Source organism: Brevibacterium sp. CFH 10365, from assembly GCF_009299785.1.
GTDB lineage: Bacteria > Actinomycetota > Actinomycetes > Actinomycetales > Brevibacteriaceae > Brevibacterium > Brevibacterium limosum.
In genome coordinates this window covers 248,348-270,493 of record NZ_VIGO01000002.1, presented here as the reverse complement: position 1 = coordinate 270,493, position 22,146 = coordinate 248,348, and the positions used below count along the sequence as shown (strand labels likewise).

At 64.7% G+C, this 22,146-nt stretch carries 18 protein-coding genes; 9 read left to right on the top strand and 9 right to left on the bottom strand.

Annotated features, from left to right (window positions below; genetic code table 11):
* Positions 1-160: 160 nt before the first annotated feature.
* Genes FHG09_RS04475 through FHG09_RS04465 form a run of 3 tightly spaced genes read left to right on the top strand, consistent with a single transcriptional unit; the run spans position 161 to position 4,764 of the window.
* The gene (locus FHG09_RS04475) at positions 161-364 is read left to right on the top strand and encodes a hypothetical protein (RefSeq protein WP_035320335.1); all 204 of its coding nucleotides are present in this window, start codon (positions 161-163) and stop codon (positions 362-364) included.
* Positions 365-1,723, top strand: a complete 1,359-nt coding sequence (gene glnA, locus FHG09_RS04470) for a type I glutamate--ammonia ligase (RefSeq protein ID WP_152346499.1) — start codon at positions 365-367, stop codon at positions 1,721-1,723.
* The gene (locus tag FHG09_RS04465) at positions 1,723-4,764 is read left to right on the top strand and encodes a bifunctional [glutamine synthetase] adenylyltransferase/[glutamine synthetase]-adenylyl-L-tyrosine phosphorylase (RefSeq protein WP_152346498.1); all 3,042 of its coding nucleotides are present in this window, start codon (positions 1,723-1,725) and stop codon (positions 4,762-4,764) included. Before glnA (FHG09_RS04470) ends, FHG09_RS04465 begins: the two co-directional genes overlap by 1 nt.
* 73 nt (positions 4,765-4,837) lie before the next feature.
* Here the strand turns inward: FHG09_RS04465 and FHG09_RS04460 are convergent, their stop codons facing one another.
* Positions 4,838-6,304: a mycothione reductase gene (locus FHG09_RS04460; protein ID WP_152346497.1), complete on the bottom strand. Its 1,467-nt coding sequence runs from the start codon at positions 6,302-6,304 to the stop codon at positions 4,838-4,840.
* Positions 6,305-6,460: 156 nt separating this feature from the next.
* Complete coding sequence (gene glnA / locus FHG09_RS04455) at positions 6,461-7,885, bottom strand: type I glutamate--ammonia ligase (protein WP_152346496.1); 1,425 nt, start codon at positions 7,883-7,885, stop codon at positions 6,461-6,463.
* Positions 7,886-8,028: 143 nt separating this feature from the next.
* On the opposite strand from glnA (FHG09_RS04455), the gene FHG09_RS04450 reads away from it, so the two are divergent.
* Positions 8,029-8,469, top strand: a complete 441-nt coding sequence (locus FHG09_RS04450) for an RDD family protein (protein WP_152346495.1) — start codon at positions 8,029-8,031, stop codon at positions 8,467-8,469.
* A gap of 160 nt (positions 8,470-8,629) precedes the next feature.
* Here FHG09_RS04450 and FHG09_RS04445 read toward each other — a convergent pair whose 3' ends face one another.
* The 3 genes from FHG09_RS04445 to lipB form a co-directional block, all read right to left on the bottom strand.
* Complete coding sequence (locus tag FHG09_RS04445; RefSeq protein ID WP_152346494.1) at positions 8,630-9,361, bottom strand: DUF4191 domain-containing protein; 732 nt, start codon at positions 9,359-9,361, stop codon at positions 8,630-8,632.
* 63 nt (positions 9,362-9,424) lie between these two features.
* The gene (lipA, locus tag FHG09_RS04440) at positions 9,425-10,477 is read right to left on the bottom strand and encodes a lipoyl synthase (RefSeq protein ID WP_152346493.1); all 1,053 of its coding nucleotides are present in this window, start codon (positions 10,475-10,477) and stop codon (positions 9,425-9,427) included.
* 10 nt (positions 10,478-10,487) lie between these two features.
* The gene (gene lipB, locus FHG09_RS04435; protein WP_152346492.1) at positions 10,488-11,126 is read right to left on the bottom strand and encodes a lipoyl(octanoyl) transferase LipB; all 639 of its coding nucleotides are present in this window, start codon (positions 11,124-11,126) and stop codon (positions 10,488-10,490) included.
* Positions 11,127-11,284: 158 nt separating this feature from the next.
* On the opposite strand from lipB, the gene FHG09_RS04430 reads away from it, so the two are divergent.
* Positions 11,285-12,700, top strand: coding sequence for a hypothetical protein (locus tag FHG09_RS04430; RefSeq protein WP_152346491.1), 1,416 nt, complete (start codon positions 11,285-11,287; stop codon positions 12,698-12,700).
* A 61-nt stretch (positions 12,701-12,761) separates the two neighbouring features.
* Here the strand turns inward: FHG09_RS04430 and sucB are convergent, their stop codons facing one another.
* From sucB to FHG09_RS04415, 3 genes are all read right to left on the bottom strand, one after another.
* The gene (gene sucB, locus FHG09_RS04425; protein ID WP_152346490.1) at positions 12,762-14,648 is read right to left on the bottom strand and encodes a 2-oxoglutarate dehydrogenase, E2 component, dihydrolipoamide succinyltransferase; all 1,887 of its coding nucleotides are present in this window, start codon (positions 14,646-14,648) and stop codon (positions 12,762-12,764) included.
* Between the two features lie 21 nt (positions 14,649-14,669).
* Positions 14,670-16,058 (bottom strand): dihydrolipoyl dehydrogenase, encoded by a 1,389-nt coding sequence (lpdA, locus tag FHG09_RS04420; protein WP_152346489.1) that lies wholly within the window; start codon positions 16,056-16,058, stop codon positions 14,670-14,672.
* 153 nt (positions 16,059-16,211) lie between these two features.
* The gene (locus FHG09_RS04415; RefSeq protein WP_152346488.1) at positions 16,212-17,687 is read right to left on the bottom strand and encodes a leucyl aminopeptidase; all 1,476 of its coding nucleotides are present in this window, start codon (positions 17,685-17,687) and stop codon (positions 16,212-16,214) included.
* Positions 17,688-17,808: 121 nt separating this feature from the next.
* Here FHG09_RS04415 and FHG09_RS04410 point away from each other — a divergent pair, with 121 nt between their 5' ends.
* On the top strand, positions 17,809-18,915 hold the full coding sequence (locus FHG09_RS04410) for a quinone-dependent dihydroorotate dehydrogenase (protein ID WP_152346487.1): 1,107 nt from the start codon (positions 17,809-17,811) through the stop codon (positions 18,913-18,915).
* Here the strand turns inward: FHG09_RS04410 and FHG09_RS04405 are convergent.
* Positions 18,890-19,501 (bottom strand): DUF3043 domain-containing protein, encoded by a 612-nt coding sequence (locus FHG09_RS04405; RefSeq protein WP_152346486.1) that lies wholly within the window; start codon positions 19,499-19,501, stop codon positions 18,890-18,892. The two genes, FHG09_RS04410 and FHG09_RS04405, sit on opposite strands and share 26 nt — an antisense overlap.
* Positions 19,502-19,524: 23 nt before the next feature.
* Here FHG09_RS04405 and FHG09_RS04400 point away from each other — a divergent pair, with 23 nt between their 5' ends.
* The 3 genes from FHG09_RS04400 (at position 19,525) to aat (ending at position 22,041) form a co-directional block, all read left to right on the top strand.
* On the top strand, positions 19,525-20,901 hold the full coding sequence (locus FHG09_RS04400) for a dipeptidase (protein ID WP_152346485.1): 1,377 nt from the start codon (positions 19,525-19,527) through the stop codon (positions 20,899-20,901).
* Between the two features lie 79 nt (positions 20,902-20,980).
* Positions 20,981-21,334: a HesB/IscA family protein gene (locus tag FHG09_RS04395; RefSeq protein WP_025778316.1), complete on the top strand. Its 354-nt coding sequence runs from the start codon at positions 20,981-20,983 to the stop codon at positions 21,332-21,334.
* A 29-nt stretch (positions 21,335-21,363) separates the two neighbouring features.
* Entirely contained in the window at positions 21,364-22,041 is a 678-nt protein-coding gene (gene aat / locus FHG09_RS04390; RefSeq protein ID WP_152346484.1) for a leucyl/phenylalanyl-tRNA--protein transferase, read from the top strand.
* Positions 22,042-22,146 lie beyond the last annotated feature (105 nt).

Genomic DNA, 22,146 nt, shown 5'->3' with positions numbered 1-22,146 from the left:
AGATAGCGCGGAAAACATGATTCCAGCCGAGGACAGACGGCACCGCAAGCGCAGATAGGGGAGTTCACCGAGCGCGAGGAGCAGGTACCGTCAGTTCGGCTCCCGAAACGGTAAGCTGAAAGTGTCAATGCAGAACCCCGCTGAGGAGAGAAGGCTCGCCATGGGACTCTACGAAGATATCGACGATCCGAACTCGAAGTACTACTTCAACCTCGAGACGAACACCGTCGAAAAGGGGCTGGTCAGCGATTGGACCCACCGTATGGGGCCGTACGAGACCGAGGAAGTCGCCCGCGCCGCCCTGGAGAAGGCACGTGAGCGCAATCAGAAGTGGGACGAAGACGACGAGAAGTGGAACGGCTGAATGTCGCGTCAGGAGGAATTCGTTCTCAGGACCGTCGAGGATCGTGAAGTGCGATTCATCCGACTCTGGTTCACCGATGTCCTCGGACAGCTGAAGTCCGTGGCCATCGTCCCCGCCGAACTCGAAGGTGCCTTCTCCGAAGGCATCGGGTTCGACGGATCGGCAGTCGAGGGACTGTCACGGGTGTACGAAGCCGATATGGTGCTCAAACCCGATCCCTCGACGTTCTCTCTGCTGCCCTGGCGCGGAGAGACCGAACCGACAGGGCGGATGTTCTGCGACATCCACGTCCCCGGGGGCGAACCGGCGCCGGCGGATCCGCGCAACGTCCTCAAACGCACTCTGGCGAAGGCCGCCGAACGCGGCTTCACCTTCTATGTGCATCCTGAGATCGAGTTCTACCTGTTCAAGACCGACAACCTCGACCCCGTCTCCGGAATCAGCGACGGCACTGCGCCGAGGCCCGTCGACACGGCCGGCTACTTCGATCATGTCAACGGCGGAACGGCCAACGACTTCCGCCGCGAAGCGGTCACCATGCTCGAAGCGATGGGATTGTCCGTGGAGTTCTCCCATCATGAGGCCGGACCGGGTCAGAACGAGATCGATCTGCGCTATGCCGATGCGCTGACCATGGCCGACAACGTCATGACCTTCCGGTCGGTCATCAAAGAAGTCGCGATCTCTCAAGGTGTCTACGGCTCGTTCATGCCCAAACCGATGGCCGAGCACCCGGGCAACGGGATGCACACGCATGTTTCCCTGTTCGAAGGTGAGAACAATGCCTTCTTCGAGCCGGGCGCCGAATATCAGCTGTCGAGGACCGGCCGTCAGTTCATCGCAGGACTGCTCACCCACGCTGCCGAGATCTCGGCGGTGACCAACCAGCACGTGAATTCCTATAAGCGGCTGTGGACCGGCCACGAAGCCCCGTCCTACATCTCCTGGGGCCACCGCAACCGCTCCGCTCTCGTGCGGGTCCCGCAGTACAACTCCGGCAAGTCCTCATCCGCACGGGTCGAATACCGTGCATTGGACTCCTCGGCGAACCCGTACCTGTCCTATGCGCTCATGCTCGCCGCAGGGCTCAAGGGGATCGAAGAGGACTACGAGCTGCCCGACGAGGCCGAGGACAACGTCTGGCTGCTCTCGTCCACCGAACGTCGAGCGATGGGCATCGAAGCGCTGCCGCGCAGCCTGTCCCATGCCCTGGAGCTGATGGAAGGCTCGGACCTCGTCGCCGAGACCCTGGGCGAAGAGGTGTTCGACTTCTTCCTGCGCAACAAGCGGCAGGAATGGACCGACTACCGCGCGCAGGTGACTCCGTACGAACTCGCCAAGCACTTCACCTCGATGTGATGGCCGCAATCACCTCACGGACCATCAGCATCCCGGATGCGACCGCCCGCTTCCTCCATGAGCTCGATGAGCTCCTCGGCCAGCCTCTGGCCACGGACTCGCGGTTCGTCGACCTGCTCATGGCCGTGCCCGACCCGCACGGGGCGGCGCTGGGACTGCTGCGGGTGATCGAGGCCGCGGGGGAGGAGTCCGCGGCGCTGCTGGACGCCGTGCGGTCGGGAACGAAGAGCGATCTGGCCGAGGACGAACTCAACCGTCCGCTCCTGGCCCGCCTGCTCGCAGTCCTGGGAACCTCGGAGGCGATGGTCGACCACCTGGTCCGTCATCCCGACTCGCTTCCTCTGCTGCTTGCCCCGGACCCGTTCCTGCTGATCTCCACCCCGGCCGCCTCGGCGTCGTCCCTGCGCGCTGAGATGCTCTCGGCCCTCGGCGCGGATCCGGACGATCCGGCCCCGCGCGCCACGGTGACCGGTGACGAAGGCGTCAGGGCTCTGCGGCGCAACTACCGTGACGCGGTCCTGCGCCTCGTCGCCGACGACCTGTCGGCAGAGTCCCCGGAAGAGATCGTCGATCATGTCATGGCCGTCCTGTCCGATCTGGCCGCGGCCGCGCTGGATACGGCTCTGGCCATCGCGCGTGCCGAACTCGACGAGGCGGCCGGCATCCGTCTGGCGGTCATCGCCCTGGGCAAGACCGGAGCACGAGAGCTCAACTACGTCTCCGACGTCGATGTCGTCTTCGTCCTCGACTCCGCGGAGACCGAGGGAGCCAGAAGTTCGGCCACCGATCTCGCTCAGCGTATGCGCAGCATCCTCTCCGACGCCGGGGGCGAGCCCGCACTCTGGGAGGTCGATACGGCGCTGCGTCCCGAAGGCAAAGCCGGGGCGCTCGTCCGGACTCTGTCGGAGTTCGAACACTATTACGACGAGATCGCCGAGAACTGGGAGTTCCAGGCCCTGCTCAAGGCCCGACCCGTCGCCGGTGACGTCGAGGTCGGCGAGGCGTTCTCGGACTCGCTTCTGCCCTTGGTCTGGCAGGCGGCCAGCCGTGTCGGCTTCATCGATGGGATCCGAGCGATGCGTCGGCGCGTCGTCGATCTCATTCCGGCCGTCGAAGCCCCACGCCAGATCAAGCTGGGGCGCGGCGGGCTGCGTGACGTCGAGTTCTCCGCACAGATGCTCCAGCTCGTCCACGGGCGCAATGATGAGGACATCCGCACCCCGAACACGCTCATCGCACTCGGCGAACTGGGAGAGCACGGGTACATCGGCCAGCAGGACGCCTCCGTGTTCTCGACCGCGTACCGGTTCATGCGCGTCGTCGAACACCGAGTGCAGATCCCGCGGATGATGCGCAATGCGCTCATCCCCGACGACGAAGCCAAGCTGCGGATGCTGGCCCGATCCGTCTTCCGTTCCGGATCGCGAACCGGAGACCGCCTCGAAGAGGCCCGCCGGGACTATGCGAAACAGGTCACCCGCCTCCACGAACAGATCTTCTATCGGCCCATCCTCGAGGCGGCCGTCGGCATCCACGGGGCCGTAGTGGATGCTCAGAAACGGGGAACGAGCCTGCAGGCGGCCGCCGATCGTCTCCAGGCCTTCGGCTATGTCGACCCGCAGGGAGCATTGGGCCATATCAAGGCGCTGACCACAGGGATGTCGCGCACCGCCATGGTCATCAAGCAGGTGCTTCCGGCACTGCTCGACTGGTTCTCCGACGGGGTCGAACCCGACCGAGCACTGCTGGCCTTCCGCCGCCTGAGCGAATCGCTGTCATCGTCCGGGTGGTTCCTCAAGATGCTCCGCGACTCCGGGCTGGCTGCCAAATCGGTGGCCGAAGTGCTCTCGCTGTCCGGGTATGCGACCGAACTTCTGCTGCGCCAGCCCGCTGCCGTGGCTTGGCTGGATCGCCCTGAGAACCTCGAGGCCCGTGATCTGGAGATCCTCAACGCCGAGGTCGACGGACTGCTCCGACGCCACGGCGCCGACGCGGTGACACCGATCCGGGAGACCTACAGCCGGGAGCTGCTGCGCATCGCTCTGCGCGACGTCCTCGGCGTCGGAGATCGGGCCGCAATACCCGCCGATCTCTCCGACCTCATGGACCTGGCCGTACGTGGTGCCCTGCAGGCTGTCCGAACAGACCTCGACGGCCCCGAGACACCGGACTACGAGTTCGGGATCATCGCCATGGGCCGGTGGGGCGGCCGCGAGATCGGCTACTTCTCCGATGCCGATTTGATGTTCGTCTACCGGCCCATCAGCGATGATCTCGACGCCGAAGCCCGTGGGAAGCTGAGCAAGCACGTGTCGAAGGTGGCACTCCAACTGTCCTCCCGTCTCAAAGCCAGCGAAGGCGCTCAGGGAGTGGATCTCGACGCGGATCTGCGTCCCGAAGGCAAGAACGGACCGTTGGTCCGCAGCCTCTCGTCCTACCAGGCCTACTATGCGAAATGGTCCCAGCCGTGGGAGGCTCAGGCGCTGCTGCGGGCACGTCCGGTCGCCGGCGACGACGGTCTCATCGCCGATTTCCTCTCGCTGATCGATCCGCTGCGGTACCCGGTGGAGATGCCGCAGAAGGCATTGACACAGGTGCGCACGCTCAAGGCGCGGATGGAGGACGAACGTCTGCCCCGCAATGCCGACAAGCGTCGGCATCTCAAGCTCGGTCGAGGCAGTCTCTCCGATGTCGAATGGACCGTTCAGCTGCTGCAGCTCCGACACGGGCATCGCGTCGAAGGCCTGCGCACGACCTCGACGCTGTCGGCTCTCGCTGCGGCCACGGACGAGGATCTGCTGCCGGCCGAGGATGCCGAGCAGCTGGCCGCGGCGTGGCAGCTGGTGACCGATGTGCGTTCAGCCGTGATGCTCTTCCGCGGTCGCACTGCCGAATCGCTGCCCGTCGACCACACAGAGCTCGAGGCCACGGCCTGCCTCCTCGGCTATCCTGCCGGTGCGGGCCATGACCTCGAAGACGACTATCTGCGGACCACCAGGCACGCGCGTTCCGTGATGGAACACCGCTTCTACGACTTCTGACTCGGCGAGCGCGGCACTTCGCCTTCTGGCGAATTCACCCGGGCATCCGCCGAATCAGACGTCGGTCGAACGCTCAGTCCTCGAATTCGAGCCCGAGCAGGGCGTTCTCGACGACCTCGGGCAGAGCCGGGTGGATCCAGTACTGTCCGGTGGCCACCTCGTCGGCCGTCTGACCGAAGGCCATGGCCTGAATGAGCGGTTGGATGAGCATCGATGCTTCATGCCCGACGATATGCGCGCCGAGGATGAGCCGGGTGCCGCGATCGGCGATGACCTTCACGATCCCCGGATCATCGGCCATCGCCCAGCCGTAGGCGACATCGGAGAACTGCTGCACCTTGACCGTGACATCGTGTCCGGCATCCGTGGCCTGCGTCTCGGTCATTCCCACATAGGCGACCTGAGGGGAGGTGAACACGGCACCGGGGACGGCGTGGTGATTGACCACGGCGAGGTCGTCGACCGGAGCACTTCCCGGCCCTCCCGCCGCGACGTCGGCAGCCAGATTGCGTCCGACGATCGTCGCTTCGTGGTTGGCGACATGTTTGAGCTGGTGCGGTGAGGAGATGTCTCCGAGAGCGAACACGCCTGGAACGGGCTGACCGGCGGAGAGCACTCGTTGGTGCTCATCGACGGACAGCCGTTTGCCGTCGGTGAGGTCGAAACCGGCGGCCGCCACGTCGAGCTCGGCGGTGTTGGGGACGCGCCCGGTGGCCACGAGCACACCGTCTGCCGTGATCGTCTCCGGCAGGGCCACCTCGGCGAGGCGCCCGCTGGGTTCGACGGTCAGCGTGACCTCACCATCGGCGATGTCGATCTGCTTGGCCTGGGCCCCGTGGACGACGGTGTGGGAGGAGCCGAAGATCCGGGTGAATTCGTCGGCGGCTTCCGCATCGATATCACCCAGGAGGCGGGGCCCGCGAGCCAGGACGGTCACCTCGGTGCCGAGGGCGGCGAAGACATGGGCGAACTCCATGGCGACGATCCCGGAGCCGATGATGACCAGGCGCCCTGGCTGATCGGGACGGCGCATCACCGTGTCCGAAGTGAATACCGGGTAGTCGCCGGTGTCGACGCGGGTCGTGTCGAGCCCGGCGATGTCGGGGATCATCGGGTGGGCGCCGGCGGCGATGACGATCCGATCGGCGGTGATCTGCTCACCGGAGGCGGTGCGTACGGTCTTCTCTCCGGTGAAGTGAACGTGTTCGGGAACGACGGTGACATTGGGCTGGCGGTCGCTGCTGCGGTACTCGCGTCCTCCGGACTCGATCGCGTCGACGCGGGAGAAGATGCGCTTCTGGAGCCCTGCCCAATCGACTTCGGGGTGGGTCGGAGTCAGGTTGTAACGGTCAGCCTGGTGCGACTGCTCAGCAACGGTGGCGGGGTAGACGAACATCTTCGTCGGGATGCAGCCGACGTTGAGGCAGGTTCCGCCGAAGTGCCATTCCTCGGCGATGGCGGTCTTCAGGCCCGCGAACCGCTTGTCGAGGAACATATTTCCCGAACCGGTGCCGATGAGCAGCAGGTCATAGTGCGTCAAAGTCCATCCCTCCGATGGTGCGTGATCCGACCGGCCGTGTCAGCGGCCGCAGAGCCGAAAGGGCGCCACGGGAGACAACCCGTGACGCCCTCACTCTATTCCACTCGGCTGCAGATGCCGGTTCTCGGTCCGACTGGAATCCGGCCGGGCCTGAGATCAGAGTGCGTAGTAGAGCTCGAACTCCGTCGGCGTCGGACGCAGGCGAGCGACATCGAGTTCGTTCTCACGTTTGATGCGGATCCACGTTTCGATGAGGTCGGGAGTGAAGACATCTCCGGCGGTGAGGAAGTCGTGGTCCTTCTCCAGCTCGTTGAGCGCCTCGTCGAGGGTGCCGGGAACGAGCTTGATGTCCTTGGCCTCCTCCGGCGGGAGCTCGTAGAGATCCTTGTCGATGGGCTCCGGCGGTTCGATGCGGTTGCGGATGCCGTCGAGCCCGGCCATGAGCTGCGCGGAGAAGGCGAGGTAGGGGTTCGACGAAGGGTCCGGAACGCGGAATTCGAGGCGCTTGGCCTTCGGCGAGGTTCCGGTCACAGGAATGCGGATCGCGGCCGAACGGTTGCGCGCGGAGTAGACGAGGTTGACCGGAGCTTCATAACCGGGCACGAGGCGACGGTAGGAGTTGATCGTCGGGTTCGTGAACGCGAGCACCGCACCGGCGTGTTCGATCAGGCCGCCGATGTACCAGCGGGCCAGGTCGGAGAGCCCGCCGTAGCCGTTCTCGTCGTAGAAGAGGGGCTCGCCGTTCTTCCACAGCGACTGGTGGCAGTGCATGCCCGAGCCGTTGTCATCGAAGAGCGGCTTGGGCATGAAGGTTGCGGACTTCCCGAGCTCGAAGGCGGTGTTCTTGATCACGTACTTGAAGTCGAGCAGCTGATCACCGGCATGCTGGAGGGTCTTGAATTTGTAGTTGATCTCCTGCTGACCGGCAGTGCCGACCTCGTGGTGCGCCCGCTCCATCTCGAAGCCGATCTGCTCGAGCGTCAGGGACATCTGGTCGCGGATATCGGCGTACTGATCCTGCGGAGAGACGGGGAAGTAGCCGCCTTTGAACGGAGTCTTGTAGCCCTGGTTTCCGCCGGGCTCATCCGTGCCCATGTCCCAGGCTGCCTCCTGTGAGCCGATCTTGTAGAAGCTGCTGCCCGGGGTGTTCTCGTAGCGGATGGAATCGAAGAGGTAGAACTCGGCCTCGGCACCGAAGAAGACGGTGTCGGCGATTCCGGTGGATTCGAGATAGGCCTCGGCCTTGGCCGCGACCTGTCGGGGATCGCGCGAGTAGGGTTCATCGGTGAACGGATCGACGATCGAGTGGGTGACGACCAGCGTCTTGGCCTCGCGGAAGGGGTCGATGTACGCGGAGGTGACATCGGCCAGCAGCTTCATATCCGATTCGTGGATGCCCTGGAAGCCTGTGATGGAGGACCCGTCGAAGAGCAGACCTTCGGTGATCTCCTCAGTGCCGTAGGAAGCGGCGGGGAGGTTGAAGTGCTGGACCACACCGGGCAGGTCGCAGAACCGGACATCGACGAATTTCACGTCGTTGTCCGATATGTAGTTGACGAGTTCTTCAGCAGACGAGAACACTTAGGTCTCCTAGTTCGTGTACGGTGGCCGTTTGTCCTGACCACGGTCAATCTTAGTCGCCGAAGAATGAAGTCGTGATGTCGCCCATGTTTCGGGCATGTTTCCTGAGGATCCACTCAGGCCGGATTTCGTAGGCTGGGGGAGTGATCAATCGTGACGACCTTGGTTCCTGGCTCGAAGGACCCCGGTTCGACAGGGAAGAAGACGACTGGCCCGGAAAGCGGCTGGGTCTGCCTGTCAACGGCTCGCATTCTCTGGCCCCGGCGTGGAAGCGCATCCTCGCCCTGCTCGTCGACTGGCTGATGTGTCTGGCGATCGCCAATCTCATCGATCCGGCGAATCCGATCCTAGCGCCAGCGATCTTCGCTGTAGAGAACTTCGTGCTCGTGGGCACGCTCGGCTATTCGGTGGGGCATCGCATCTTCGGCATCGAGGTGCGTCGCCTCGACGGCCATGTCCCGGGTCTGCTCAAATCGCTCATCCGCGCAGTGCTCGTCGTGCTCGTCATTCCCGCTCTCATCTTCAATCGCGACAACCGCGGACTCCACGACCTGGCGGCCGACACAGTCATCCTCCGCCGCTGAACCCCCTCCGATTGCTACCTGACGGCCCAGATACCTCGCGCGAGGTATCTGGGCCGCCGTCAGGTAGTAATTAGGGGAGGGGATGGAGGAGAGACGGAAGCGGCGCCGACTCGGAGTGAGTCGACGCCGCCTTCGCGGATCTTCGCTGGATGTGTGAGGATCAGCGTCCGCGCATGGCCTTGTGGTTCGGGCGGGCCTTGTTCGGATCGATGCCCTTCGGGATTGGCGGACGCGAGCCCTGCGTTCCCAGTGCGGCCAACCGATTGCGCACAGCCAGGACCTCGGCGCGGTTGAGCTTGCGAGGCAGCTTCTGCACGGCCGGAACGACCTGCTTCATCGCCAGCTGTCCCTCTTCCTTACCGCCCTGGAAGGTGTGGATCGGAACGTTGGGGAGGATGCGTTCGTGACGCTTCTTCTCTTTGGCCAACAGCTTCGCACTGCGAGCCTTCGGTCCTTCGCTGAGGAGGACGACTCCGGCACGACCGGTCGAGCGGAACACGAGGTCGCGGCTCTTCGGGTCGATGGCGATCGGCTTCTCATCCATGAGGTAGCCGCGACGAGCGGTGTTGAGGACGGCGCCGAAGGCTCCGGGCTGTCCGTCCATCTGAGCGAACGCGGCGGTCTCGGCGAAACGACCGAGCATGAACATGCCCAGCAGCAGACCGACCATGAAGCCGAGGATGGTCGTGAAGATCATCCCGCCGAACACGAATCCGGCACCGAGGCCGATGATCGTGCAGCCCAGCACAGCTGCGGCCAGCAGCCATGGGGTCGCCTTATTGTGTTTGGCCGACAGCTCATAGACCTGACGCATCTGCGCCAGACGACCGGGCTTCTTGTTCGGATCCTTGGGCTTGCGCCGGAAGAGTCCCTTACGCGGTTCTTCGCTCATTCTCTCACTTGCTCTTGAGGGGCGTTGCGGCGTCGCCTCCGGAAATCAGGGGGAGGCCGACGCTCATTGCTCAGCAGTCAAGTCTACCTCTTCGCCGGGTCCGAAGGTATCCACAACGGCCTGCGCCTCCTGTTTGGCAGGCGTGTGCCTGTCCAGGTGCGCCAGATGCGAAGGAATCTCCTCGCCGCGGCGGCGCATGGCGGTGGCCCACAGGCGACCGGCCCGGTAGGACGAGCGCACGAGCGGGCCCGACATGACACCGAGGAAGCCGATCTCCTCAGCGGCATCGCGCAGCATCACGAAATCAGCCGGTTTGACCCAGCGAGTGACGGGGTGGTGCCTGGGTGAAGGACGCAGATACTGCGTGATCGTGATGAGGTCGCATCCGGCATCGTGCAGGTCCTGCAGTGCGGAGATGATCTCGTCGTTCGTCTCACCCATGCCGAGGATGAGGTTCGATTTGGTCACCAGTCCGGCTTCGCGGGCCTGAGTGATCACCGACAGCGAGCGTTCGTATCGGAACGCGGGACGGATCCGCTTGAAGATGCGCGGAACCGTTTCGACATTGTGGGCGAGCACCTCGGGGCGGGAGGAGAACACCTCGGCGAGCTGATCCGGCTTGGCATTGAAATCGGGGATGAGCAGCTCGACGCCGGTGCCGCGCCCGTCGACATATGAGAGTTCGTGGATCTGGCGCACGGTCTCGGCGTAGAGCCAAGCGCCGCCGTCTTCGAGGTCGTCACGGGCCACGCCGGTGATCGTCGAGTAGCGCAGACCCATCTCCGCCACCGAGGCGGCCACGCGGCGCGGTTCGTCGGCGTCGAATTCAGCCGGCCGGCCGGTGTCGATCTGGCAGAAGTCACAGCGTCGGGTGCACTGTTCGCCGCCGATGAGGAAGGTCGCTTCGCGATCTTCCCAGCATTCGAAGATGTTCGGGCAGCCTGCTTCTTCGCACACCGTGTGCAGCTCCTGCTTGCGCACGAGCGACTTCAGCGCGGTGTACTCGGGACCGATGTGGGCCTTCGCCTTGATCCAGGCGGGCTTGTCCTCGATGGGAGTCTCGGAGTTGCGGGCCTCGACGCGGAGCATGCGGCGGCCTTCCGGTGCGATCGTCATCTGAGTTCTCCTATGCGGTGATGGTCTCGTGCAGGATTTCGTCGAGTCGTCGTGCCACATCCTCGGGAGTGACCGTGCGACCGAGTTCGGCACTGATGGAGGTGGTGTCGGCGTCGGTGATTCCGCAGGGGATGATCGACTCGTACGCAGCGAGTTCGTTGCTGCAGTTGAGGGCCAGGCCGTGCATCGTCACGCCTTCGTGGATGCGGATGCCGATGGCGCCGATCTTGCGGTCACGACGGAGTCCGTCGCCTCGCAGCCAGACTCCCGCTCGGCCCTCGATCGTGGTGGCCTCGATGTCGTATTCGGCGAGCAGCCTGATCATTGCGTCTTCGAGCTGAGACACGAAGAGCCGGACCTCTTTGGGGTCGTTGAGCCTGTAGATGCAGTACGCGACCAGCTGCCCGGGACCGTGCCAGGTGATCTTTCCGCCGCGGTCGACGTCGATGACTTCGGTGCCGTCGGTCGGCCGCTCGTGGTCCTCGGTGCGCTTGCCGGCCGTATAGACCGGGGAATGCTCGAGGAGCAGGATCGTCGAATCACGGTGACCTGCGAGCACTTCGTCGTGGTATGTCTTCTGCAATTCCCAAGTCTGCCGATAGTCCGAGAGGACCGGAGCGAACCCGAGCGTTTCTGTGGCCAGGGGCATGGCTCCACACTATGACTCTTGTCCCCAGTGTTCAATTTGTTCCCAATCACCTCTGCAGGTCGCTGCCGAGGCTGTGGCCCTTGACACATAACCACCACAGCGAGCAATATTAAAAGTCATCAAACGGCAGTGAACATCATCAATGGAGATGACGAAACATGACATGGGAGTTCCAGGCAACGATCGCCGACGATATTCACCGTGTACTCGGTTCCGATGGTCGCGGTGCGTGGGGCGTCGTGCACCGAGGACTCGATGCCGAGGATCCCCGTGTCCTCGCCCTCACCGAGGTGGCTCTGCCGAACGGCGCCCGTTCCGTGCTCATCGTCCCCGCTCCGCCCGGCGGGCTCGTCCTCGATGTCGTCCGCGCCTATCAGGGAGTGACCGAGGCCGAACTGTGCACGCTGTTCCTGGGCATCATCGACGAACTGCTCACGTGCACGCACCCCGAGGAACGGCTCACTCTGTCCGCGTTCGCCCTCGATGCCGATGGGAAGCCGGTGATCATCCCCGGTGTGTCCACGACCACGGCGACGACGCCGCGGCGAGCCGTGGGAGAGATGATCTACCACGCCGTCTGCGGTCGGCCGTGGGCCGAGGTCCTGCTGCCGATCAATCTCGCGCTGGCCGAATCATCGTCGGCCCTGCGGTCGCTCGTCGCCGATCTCATGGACGACTCCTCATCCGATTTCGGACTGGATTCCGCCCTCGCCGAGGCGGCCGATTCCCTGCGTACCCTCGACCGTCCCGCTGCGCTTCCGCTTGTGCCCGCCGAGAGTGAGACAGCACCCGAATCGGCGCTCACCGCACGTCTGCGCGCGGCCTCTGGACATCACCCGGACCGCGCCTGCGGTCAGGAGGCCACCCAACAGCACGGATCACCCGCTCCGCCGCTGCGTGCTGGAGGCGTGTCTCCGCTGCGCGCGGGTGCGAAGAGTTCGCGGCGGTCGAGACCGGAACGGAGGCGCCCGGCTGCCCGAAGCAGTCTGCTGACGCCCGTGCTGCATTCCGTGGAGGCTCTGTGGACCCGACTGCGCACGGCGGCACCGCCGAGCAGGGTCGGTCGCCGCACCCTGCTGGTCGGTGCTGCCGTATGCCTGACGCTGCTCGGCGGTGTGGTCGTCTGGACCGCGTGGTCGAACACTGCGGCCGTGAGCGGAGAGGACGTCGCGTCCGGCGGGGGAGCAGAATCCTCAGTCGAACAGACGGCTTCCCTCGGCGTGCGCGAGGTCACCAGCGTTCTCGACGATCTGTGTGAGTCTCGGGCCCGGGCCCTCAGCGACGGCGATGCGGCTGCTCTGCGGGCGCTGTCGGTGCCCGATTCAGCTGCCGCCGCAGCCGATGAGCTCATCGATCCTTCAGCGTTCAGCGGCTCCGACTATTCGATCGATGTCAAGGACGTCAAGATCGTCGCAGCCGATAACGACCGTGTCGTCGCCTCGGCGCTCATGCGTTCTAGTGCGGGCAGAGGCGCCGCGCTGCAGGAGTTCGCCGCGCAGACGGTCGAGTTCGAACTGCGGAAGGTCGAGGACGCATGGCTGGTCGCAGAGGTCCGGGAGATCGGCGCGCCGTGAATGACCCGAGGGGCCGACCAAGAATGGTCGGCCCCTCGACAGGTGTGCAGAAGAGTCAGGCTCAGAGGTCGAGATCTGCCTCGAAGTTGCCCTCTTCCAGACGTGCCTTGATGGTCTGCAGGAAGCGTCCCGCATCCGCACCGTCGACCAGCTGGTGGTTGTAGGTCAACGGCAGGTACACCATGTCACGGATGGCGATCGCCTCATCACCATCAGCCGTCTGCACGGCGATGGGACGACGGACGATCGCGCCCGTGCCGAGGATCCCCATCTGCGGCTGGTTGATGATCGGCGTATCGAACAGCGCCCCGACGGAACCGATGTTGGTCACCGTGAAGGTTCCGCCCGCGAGCTCGTCCGGCATGATCTTGTTGTTGCGTGTCCGGTCAGCGACATCGTCGATGGCCTTGGACAGACCTGCGACGCTGAGGTCGCCGGCCTCCTTGATCACGGGCACGAGCAGTCCGCGCGGCGTGTCCACCGCGACGGCCAGGTGTTCCTGATCGAAGTAGGTGATCTGCTGCGTTTCGAGATCGTACTGGGCGTTGACCTTCGGGTGCACCTGCAGCGCCTCGACGACGGCCTTCGCGAAGAACGGCAGGTACGTCAGCTTCGAACCGTGCTTGGCCTGGAACGCTTCCTTGTTGGCCTTGCGCAGTCTGACGATGCGGGACATGTCGACTTCGATGACCTGCGTGAGCTGAGCGGAGACATCGAGGGACTCGCTCATGCGCTTGGCAATGGTCTGCCGGATACGCGAAGCCTTCTCCGTGGTGCCGCGCAGCTTCGCGACCTCCTCGGGAATCTCGACCTTGAAAGGAGCCTTGGAGGCTCCGGCGGGCGCGGCGGAGTCAGCAGTCGGTGCGGCTGCCGGGCCGTTCTTCGCAGCCGTCTCGACATCCTGTTTGCGGATACGACCGCCCACTCCGGTGCCGGTGACCGTCGAGAGGTCGACGCCCTTCTCGCGAGCCAGACGGCGCACAAGGGGAGTGACGTAGGCGGCGTTCTCGCCCACGGTGTCGGCAGCGGCAGGTGCCTGAGACGCAGCCTCCACAGGCTCTTCGGCCTGAGCGGCCGAAGCGGACTGAGCCGATGCGGTCGATGCCGACTTGGGAGCCGACTCCTGCTTGGGAGCCTCCTGCTTCGACTCTTCCTCAGCGGGAGCCTCCTGCTTCGGGGCCTCCTGCTTCGCCTCCTGCTTGGGAGCCTCCTCGGCGGGGGCCTCCTGCTTCGGCTCCTCCTCGGCGGGAGCCTCTTCCTGAGGAGCTTCCTCAGCCGGTGCGGACTCGGCCGGAGCACCGGAACCGATGCGCGCCAGCGGAGCGCCCACCTCGACGGTGTCGTCCTCTTCCGCCAGGTGAGCCTGAACGACTCCGGCGACGGGGGAGGGAACCTCGGTGTCGACCTTGTCGGTCGAGACCTCGAGGAGGGGTTCGTCGACCTCGACCTCTTCACCGACTTCCTTGAGCCAGCGGGTCACGGTGCCTTCGGTGACGGATTCGCCGAGTGCGGGCATCGTGATCTCGGTGCCCTCGGACGAATCGGAATCCGACGCGGCCGGAGCGGATTCCTCCGCTGAGGCCTCTTCTGATGCAGGTGCAGCCTCTTCCTTGGGCGCCTCCTCGGCCGGAGCTTCTTCGGCCGGGGCCTCCGCAGGCTCCTCGGCGGCTTCCTCTTCGGCAGGAGCTTCGTCGTCGGAGGAAGCTCCGCTGCCGTCGCCGATGTAGGCGAGGTCGCCGCCGACCTCGACCACGTCATCTTCTTCGGCCAGGATCTTCTCGAGGGTTCCCGCGTACGGGCTGGGGATCTCAGTGTCGACCTTGTCGGTCGACACCTCGAGCAACGGCTCGTCTACCTCGACTTCTTCGCCCACTTCCTTGAGCCAGCGAGTGACAGTGCCCTCGGTGACCGACTCTCCGAGAGCCGGCATCTGAACGGAATTCGACATGAGTATTCGTCTCCTCGGATCTTATGAGTGGAAGTGCAGGGGTTTGCCGGCCAGGGCCAGGTGGGCCTCGCCGATTGCTTCGTTCTGCGTCGGGTGCGCGTGGATGAGCTGCGCGACTTCCTCGGGGAATGCTTCCCAATTGACGATGAGCTGAGCTTCACCGGCCTGCTCGGACAGACGCGCGCCGATTCCGTGCACGCCCACGACCGGACCGTCCTTTTCGCGGACGACCTTGATCAGACCTGTCGTGTTCAGGATCACGGACTTTCCGTTGCCGCCGAGGTTGTACTCGAGCGATTCGACCTTGTCCGCACCGTACTTCTCTTCGGCCTGAGCAGAGGAGAGTCCGACCGAGAAGATCTCCGGCTCGCAGTAGGTCACGCGCGGGATACCCGACTCGAGTACGGGCACCGGCGCCATACCGGCGATCTCCTCGGCGATGAAGATGCCCTGGCCGAAGGCCCGGTGGGCCAGCTGGAGGCCGGGGACGATATCGCCGCAGGCGTAGATGTTGCCGACGCCGGTGTGGAGACGTTCGTTGGCCAGGACGAATCCGCGATCCATCGGGATGCCCTGCTCTTCGAATCCGAAGCCCTCGGTGACCGGGCCGCGGCCGACGGCCACGAGGAGGTACTCCGCTTCGAGCGTGGAACCGTCTTCGAGGGTGACCTTGACACCGTCCGCGGTCTCTTCGACGCCCTTGAACATGACACCGAGCTTGAACTTGATCTTGCGCTTCTTGAACGCGCGCTCGAGGTTCTTCGAGATGGTCTCGTCCTCGTTGGCCACGAGGTGCTTGAGACCTTCGACAATCGTGACGTCGGCGCCGAAGGAGTTCCAGACGCTGGCGAACTCGACGCCGATGACGCCGCCGCCGAGCACGATGGCCGAACTCGGAACCTTGTCGAGTTCCAGAGCTTCGGTGCTCGTGATCACGCGGTCGGTGACCTCGAGACCGATGGTCTTCGACGTCGAACCGGTCGAGAGCAGAACGTTCGTTCCCTTGACGGTGTGGTTGCCGTCTTCACCGGCGACCTCGACGGTGTCCTTGCCGACGAGCTTGCCGGTGCCGAAGTAGGTGTCGATTCCGCGAGCCTTGACCAGACCCTGCAGGCCCTTGTAGTTGCGGGTGATGACCCCGTCCTTGTACTCGAGCACCTTGGCGATGTCGATCCCCTTGAACTCGGCTTCGATGCCGAAGGTCTCGGAGTTCTTAGCGGTCTCGGCGACCTCTGCGGCATGCAGAAGAGCCTTCGTCGGCACGCAGCCGCGGTGCAGGCAGGTGCCTCCTACCTTGTCGCGTTCGATCAAAGCGACCTTCATGTCGAGCTCTGCGGCTCGCAGAGCAGCGGCATAGCCACCGGTTCCGCCTCCCAGAACGACAAGGTCGTAGGTCAATTCGTCACTCACGGATTTCTCCTCGTAGCTGTGAATAAGCCTGCGGTACGCAGCTTTCAGTCTTATCTTTCCACTTTTCTCGCGCGCGGCGAAGAAAAACGCTGTCTGATTGGACACAGGTGGGCATCGTCACGTCCACCTCGACAGCGTGTAGAACCACTGTGCTCAGGCCTTCGCCTTCGCGATTTCGATGAGGGTGCGCACCGCGGCTCCGGTCGCGGCCTTCGGCGTGTAGCCGAAGGGTGCGGACCCGTTGAAGCTCGGTCCGGCGATATCGATATGCGCCCAGTTCGCATCCTCGTCGACGAACTCACGCAGGAACGCGGCTGCGGCGAGCATGCCGCCGGGGCGCGGTCCGGAGTTCGTGAGATCGGCGGCGGTGGAGTCGAACCCGGACAGCATCTCCTCGGGGATCGGCATCGCCCACATCTGTTCACCGGCCACGGATGCGGAGGCGATGACCTCTGCTCGTGCTGCCTCGGCGCCCATGACACCGGAGGTGCGTTCGCCGAGTGCCACGATCTGTGCACCGGTGAGAGTGGCCACATCGATGAGCAGGTCGGGATTCTCCGCACCGGCGTCGGTGAGCGCGTCGGCGAGGACGAGCCGCCCTTCGGCATCGGTGTTCGTGACCTCGACGGTCTTGCCGCTGCGCATCTTCAGCACATCGCTGGGACGCTGCGCCGACGATCCGGGCATGTTCTCGGCCATCGGCAGCCAAGCGGTGACGCGGACCGGCAGCTTGAGGTCGGCGATGCCGAAGAGCGCCTGCACGACGGCTGCGGAACCGGCCATATCGGACTTCATATCCTCCATGCTCTTCGCGGGCTTGAGCGAGATTCCGCCGGAGTCGAAGGTGATGCCCTTGCCGACGAAGCTGAGATGGCGCTTGGCACCGCGCGGTGCGTATTCGACCTTGACGAGACGAGGCCCGCGAGTCGAACCCTGACCGACGCCGATGATTCCGCCGTAGCCTCCGGCCTTGAGCTCCTTGTCACCGAGGACGGTGACCTTGAGCTTGCGGTCCTTGGCCTGGTCCTTGACGATCTCGGCGTAGGACTCGGGGTAGAGATCCAGCGGGGGAGTGTTGACGAGGTCGCGTGCCCTGTTCGTCGCGGCCGCGATGACCGCACCGGCATCATGGGCGGCGGAGAAGGTCTTGCCCTTGGGACCGATGACAGTGATCTCACCCGGGGTTGTGCCTTCGCTGCGGTAGTCGAGGAACCGGTAGGCTCCGAGTCCGGCGCCCACGGCGACGGCCTCGACCTCGGCCGGAGTGGCAGTCGGCAGCGCCAGAGCGATCGAGTCGACTCCGTCCAGGGCCCGCAGAGCCGAGCCGGCGCCTCGACGCAGTGCTTCGGTCGTCGCGGCGATATCGGAGTCGCTGGGGTCGAAGTCGCCGAGGCCCACCAGCAGGACGGAGTCGGCGGTGACACCCTTCGGAGCGGGAACTCGAGCGGTGGACCCGGCCTTGCCGCTGAACCCGATGGCTGCGGCCGCGTCGTCGAGGGCGGTCCGTGCCGCCTTCGCGCCTTCGAGGCCGAGGACCTTCGAGTCCGCTGCCGCCAGCACCAGCACGGAGGCGGTGGCCTTCACCGGTGAGGTCGTGGAGTAGCTGCTGAGGGTGGATGCACCAGCCATGAGTTCCCTTTCAGTCGTCTTTGAACGTTGATTCGATCCTAATGCCTAATACGTCCACGTGCTGAAGCGGTGACGGGACCGCTCGCTGAAGCGATGAGGAACTCTGACATATTCTGGGTGCGTGTACTCATTGATCTTCAGACTCCTCTTCGTTCCGATGGATGCCGAACGGGCCCATCACCTCTCCTTCTCCGCTCTGCGCCTCCTCGACTCCTTTCCGCTGCTCGGGCGGCTGCTCCGCTTCGTCTGCGCCCGCGGCACCGTCCGGCCGACTGAGGTGATGGGTCTGCCCTTCGCCAATCGCGTCGGCCTGGCCGCAGGGTTCGACAAGAACGGCATCGGTGTCCGGGCCCTGTCCTCGCTGGGCTTCGGCCATATCGAGGTCGGAACGATCACCGCCCATGCTCAGCCGGGCAATGATCGCCCGCGGCTGTTCCGCCTGCGGGAGAACCTCGCCCTGCTCAATCGCATGGGATTCAACAACGACGGAGCGCGGCAGGCATCGTTCAACATCGCCGCCGAACGCAGGAAGATCGATGCCCTCCCGCAGCGCCTGCGCCCGATCGTGGGCATCAACATCGGCAAGACGAAGGTCGTCGAGGCGGCCGACGCGGTGGCCGACTACGCTGCCTCGACCCGGGCCCTGGCCCCACTGGCCGACTACCTCGTCATCAATGTCAGCTCACCGAACACGCCCGGTCTGCGGGATCTGCAGTCCGTGGGCAGCCTGGAGCCGATCATCACCGCAGTCCGTGACACCGCCGCCGAGGTGGTGGAGACCCCGCGGTCGACGCTGGGACACGTGCCCCTGCTGGTCAAGATCGCCCCGGACCTGGCTGACGAGGATGTTGCGGAGATCTGCGCCCTCGCACTGCGCACAGGGGTCGACGGCCTCATCACGACGAATACGACGATCGACCGCGGCGTGCTCTCCGGCACCGAGGCGGATTTCGCAGAGGACCAGGCCGGCGGGCTCTCGGGCCGTCCCCTGGCCGACCGGTCCTTGGAGGTCCTCCGCCTGGTCAGGACTGAAGTGGGAGACAGTCTGACCGTCATCTCCGTCGGGGGAGTCGCAGACGCGAAAGACGCCCGGGCACGAGTGGCCGCGGGCGCCGATCTGGTTCAGGTCTATTCGGAGATGATCTATTCCGGTCCGTTCTTCCCCGGCCGCATCGTTCGCGGCCTCGAGTCGAGCCGACTGCTCACTCGGGGTACTGGCGGCGCTTGACCTGAGGCTTGGGCATGCGCAGCGGACGCAGCTGGATGCTGCGCATGACCGCGTAGAACGTGATGCCGCGTTCGACCTCGCCGAACTTGCCCCGCAGTCGGTTCTTCAGGATGTAGTTGAGAACGAAGCCGTCGAGGATGATCAGTGCGATGAGGCCCCAGACCGCGTAGGTGAAGTACTGCTGGATCTGCACCGGCTGGGTGAACGCGATGACGAGGATGAGGATCGCAGCGGGAATGAAGATCTCGCCGACCGAGAAGCGGGCATCGATGTAATCGCGGATGTACCGGCGCTGCGGCCCTTTGTCACGACGAGTGAGGTACTTCTCCTCGCCGTTCATCATGCCGATGCGCGCACGATCACGATCCTGCCGCTGCTGCTCCTTGGCCTTCTTGTTCGCGACCTTGCGATCCTTGTTCACCAAGGGCTGACGGCGCGCAGACTCCTGTTGGCTGCGCTTGGGCGTGGGCCGTCCCTTCTTCGCCTCCGCTTCGCGACGGGCGTCGGCTTCTGCGGAGAGGTCGTCATGGACTGGCTGAGAGGCGGAGGTTTCGTCGTCCGCACGAGATTTTTTGCTTCCGAACACGAGATGAATACTACCTTTGGAGAATGAGCGAATCGACTTCAGCACTTGACAGTGCACAATTGCATGCCGAATTGGACACCATCTTCGATGAGGTCCTGCATGATCTCACGGATCTCGTAGCCATCCCCTCCGTCGCGTGGCCGAGCTTCGACGCCGCGAATGTCACGGCCAGCGCCGAGGCGGTCGCGGGCCTGGCACGCGACCTCGGCCTCGACGTCGACGTCCTCAGCGCAGACCAGCCCGATGGGACCCCGGGCTACCCGGCCGTCGTCGCGTCGGTCCCGGCCCCCGAAGGTGCGCCGACCGTGCTCCTCTACGCGCATCACGACGTCCAGCCGCCCGGCCGCGATGAGGACTGGGCCACCGAGCCCTTCGTCGCCACCCGCAAGGGCGACCGCCTCTTCGGCCGCGGGGCCGCCGATGACAAGGCGGGAATCATGGTCCATCTCACGGCTCTGCGGCTGCTGGCCGACCGCCTCGGTGTGGGGGTGACTCTCTTCTTCGAAGGCGAGGAAGAAGCCGGCAGCCCGAGCTTCCGCAATTTTCTCGAAACGTACCGGGCTCGTCTGCGTGCCGATGTCATCGTCGTGGCCGACTCGGGCAACTGGGCCGCGGGCACCCCGGCGCTGACGACGAGCCTGCGCGGAATGTGCGCCGTCGAATTCGAGGTCTCCACCCTCGACCATGCCGTGCATTCGGGAATGTACGGGGGAGTGGCACCGGATGCGATGCTCGCCATGACGAAGCTGCTGGCGACTCTCCATGACGAGCACGGCTCCGTCGCGGTCGCAGGTCTGCGCTCGGACACGGAGACGGCCATCGACTACGACGAAGCGACTCTGCGAACCGATTCGGGCGTTCTCCCGGACACCGAACTCATCGGTGTCGGCACGCTGGCCTCCCGGCTCTGGACGCAGCCGTCGATCACCGTCATCGGTCTCGACATCCCCGATGTGGCGGTGTCGTCGAACACCCTGCAGTCGTCACTGAAGGCGAAGCTCTCCATCCGGCTCGCGCCCGGGGACACTCCCGCCTCGGCGGTCGAAGCAGTCGAGAAGCATCTGCGGGGGCATCTGCCCTTCGGTGCGCAGCTGAGCATCGGTGAGACCGAGGGCGGCAGCCCCTGGCAGGCCGATGAGACCGATCCGGTGGTCCAGACCGCCCGCCGGGCGCTCACCGATGCCTGGGGCACGGAGTCGGTGACGATGGGCATCGGCGGGTCGATCCCCTTCATCGCCGATCTGCTCGAGGTCTTCCCCGGCGCGTCGATCCTCGTCACGGGTGTCGAAGATCCGGACGCCCGGGCCCACAGTGCGAACGAATCGCTTTACCTGCCCGATTTCAGGGCCGCGATCGTCGCCGAAGCCCTGCTGCTGCAGCGCCTCGGCGACAATGGATGACACGAACAGGGAATAGCCTGCAGGGCATCGGCGTTGTTCCCGGTGTAGCCTGGGGACAGGAACGCGAAAAGGAGTAACCATGACTGTGACCGAAAAAGCCGAAGCCACCCACGAGGTGGAGCTGTCGTCGACCGCTGCCGACAAGGTCCGCAGCCTGTTGGAACAGGAAGGTCGTGATGACCTGCGCCTGCGCGTGGCTGTCCAGCCCGGCGGATGCTCCGGACTGATCTACCAGCTCTATTTCGACGAGCGCTTCCTCGACGGAGACGCTGTGCGCGACTTCGACGGCGTCGAGGTCATCGTCGATCGGATGAGCGTTCCCTACCTCAGCGGTTCGACCATCGACTTCTCCGACACCATCGAGAAGCAGGGATTCACCATCGACAACCCCAACGCCGGCGGATCCTGCGCCTGCGGAGACTCGTTCCACTGATCAGCTTCGGCTGAGGAGGAACGCTTCTCATGGACCTGGAAGATCTGCGTGCCGTGTCGTACACGGCTACGCAGGCCCAGGTCCTTCTGTCGTATCGGGCCGGACTCTTTCCGATGGGAGTCGGCCACGGCGGCACCGGGCGGATGGGCTGGTGGGCTCCACGGCGCCGCGGCGTCCTGTTTCCCGGCGACCTGCGCGTGACGAAGAGCCTGCGCAAGTCGATGAAGCACTTCACCTTCACCACCGACCGAGCTTTCAGGCACGTCATCCGCTCCTGCGCCGACCCGCGGAGGACCGGAAGCTGGATCACCGAGGAGATGATCGAGCTCTACCAGGGCCTCCATGAAGACGGGTGGGCTCATTCCGTCGAGGTCTGGAACGACGACGAACTCGTCGGCGGACTCTACGGAGTGGCCATCGGATCGCTCTTCGCCGGCGAATCGATGTTCCACACCCAGCGGGACGCATCGAAAGCGGCGCTGGCCCACCTGGTCGGACTCTTCGACGGCGTCGACGGCGTCAGCCGAACACGTCCGGCCACCTCGGCGAATGAGGAAGCGGGAACCGGGGACTGGCTCATCGACACGCAGTGGCAGACATCACACCTCGCGACCCTCGGCGTGTCGGAGATCGGCGGCTTGGAGTACTCCGCTCACCTAGATTCCGCGCTTAGGGGCCGCATCTGTCAGGATATTCTCAACAAATGAACATCCGCAGGTGAATTTCTACCGCTTGTAGCGGTAGTCTTATGGGTGACAGAGTAAGTACACGTCTCCCGGCCTGACCTGGAGACGCAGAACGTTGTGAAAGGC

Bases quoted from the DNA above. Each gene is read 5' to 3' on its own strand.
- FHG09_RS04415 (WP_152346488.1), bottom strand. From the start codon at position 17,687: ATGGCTGGTGCATCCACCCTCAGCAGCTACTCCACGACCTCACCGGTG.
- glnA (WP_152346499.1), top strand. From the start codon at position 365: ATGTCGCGTCAGGAGGAATTCGTTCTCAGGACCGTCGAGGATCGTGAA.
- sucB (WP_152346490.1), bottom strand. From the start codon at position 14,648: ATGTCGAATTCCGTTCAGATGCCGGCTCTCGGAGAGTCGGTCACCGAG.
- FHG09_RS04475 (WP_035320335.1), top strand. From the start codon at position 161: ATGGGACTCTACGAAGATATCGACGATCCGAACTCGAAGTACTACTTC.
- lipA (WP_152346493.1), bottom strand. From the start codon at position 10,477: ATGACGATCGCACCGGAAGGCCGCCGCATGCTCCGCGTCGAGGCCCGC.
- aat (WP_152346484.1), top strand. From the start codon at position 21,364: ATGGACCTGGAAGATCTGCGTGCCGTGTCGTACACGGCTACGCAGGCC.
- FHG09_RS04430 (WP_152346491.1), top strand. From the start codon at position 11,285: ATGACATGGGAGTTCCAGGCAACGATCGCCGACGATATTCACCGTGTA.
- FHG09_RS04465 (WP_152346498.1), top strand. From the start codon at position 1,723: ATGGCCGCAATCACCTCACGGACCATCAGCATCCCGGATGCGACCGCC.
- FHG09_RS04400 (WP_152346485.1), top strand. From the start codon at position 19,525: ATGAGCGAATCGACTTCAGCACTTGACAGTGCACAATTGCATGCCGAA.
- FHG09_RS04395 (WP_025778316.1), top strand. From the start codon at position 20,981: ATGACTGTGACCGAAAAAGCCGAAGCCACCCACGAGGTGGAGCTGTCG.
- lipB (WP_152346492.1), bottom strand. From the start codon at position 11,126: ATGCCCCTGGCCACAGAAACGCTCGGGTTCGCTCCGGTCCTCTCGGAC.
- FHG09_RS04445 (WP_152346494.1), bottom strand. From the start codon at position 9,361: ATGAGCGAAGAACCGCGTAAGGGACTCTTCCGGCGCAAGCCCAAGGAT.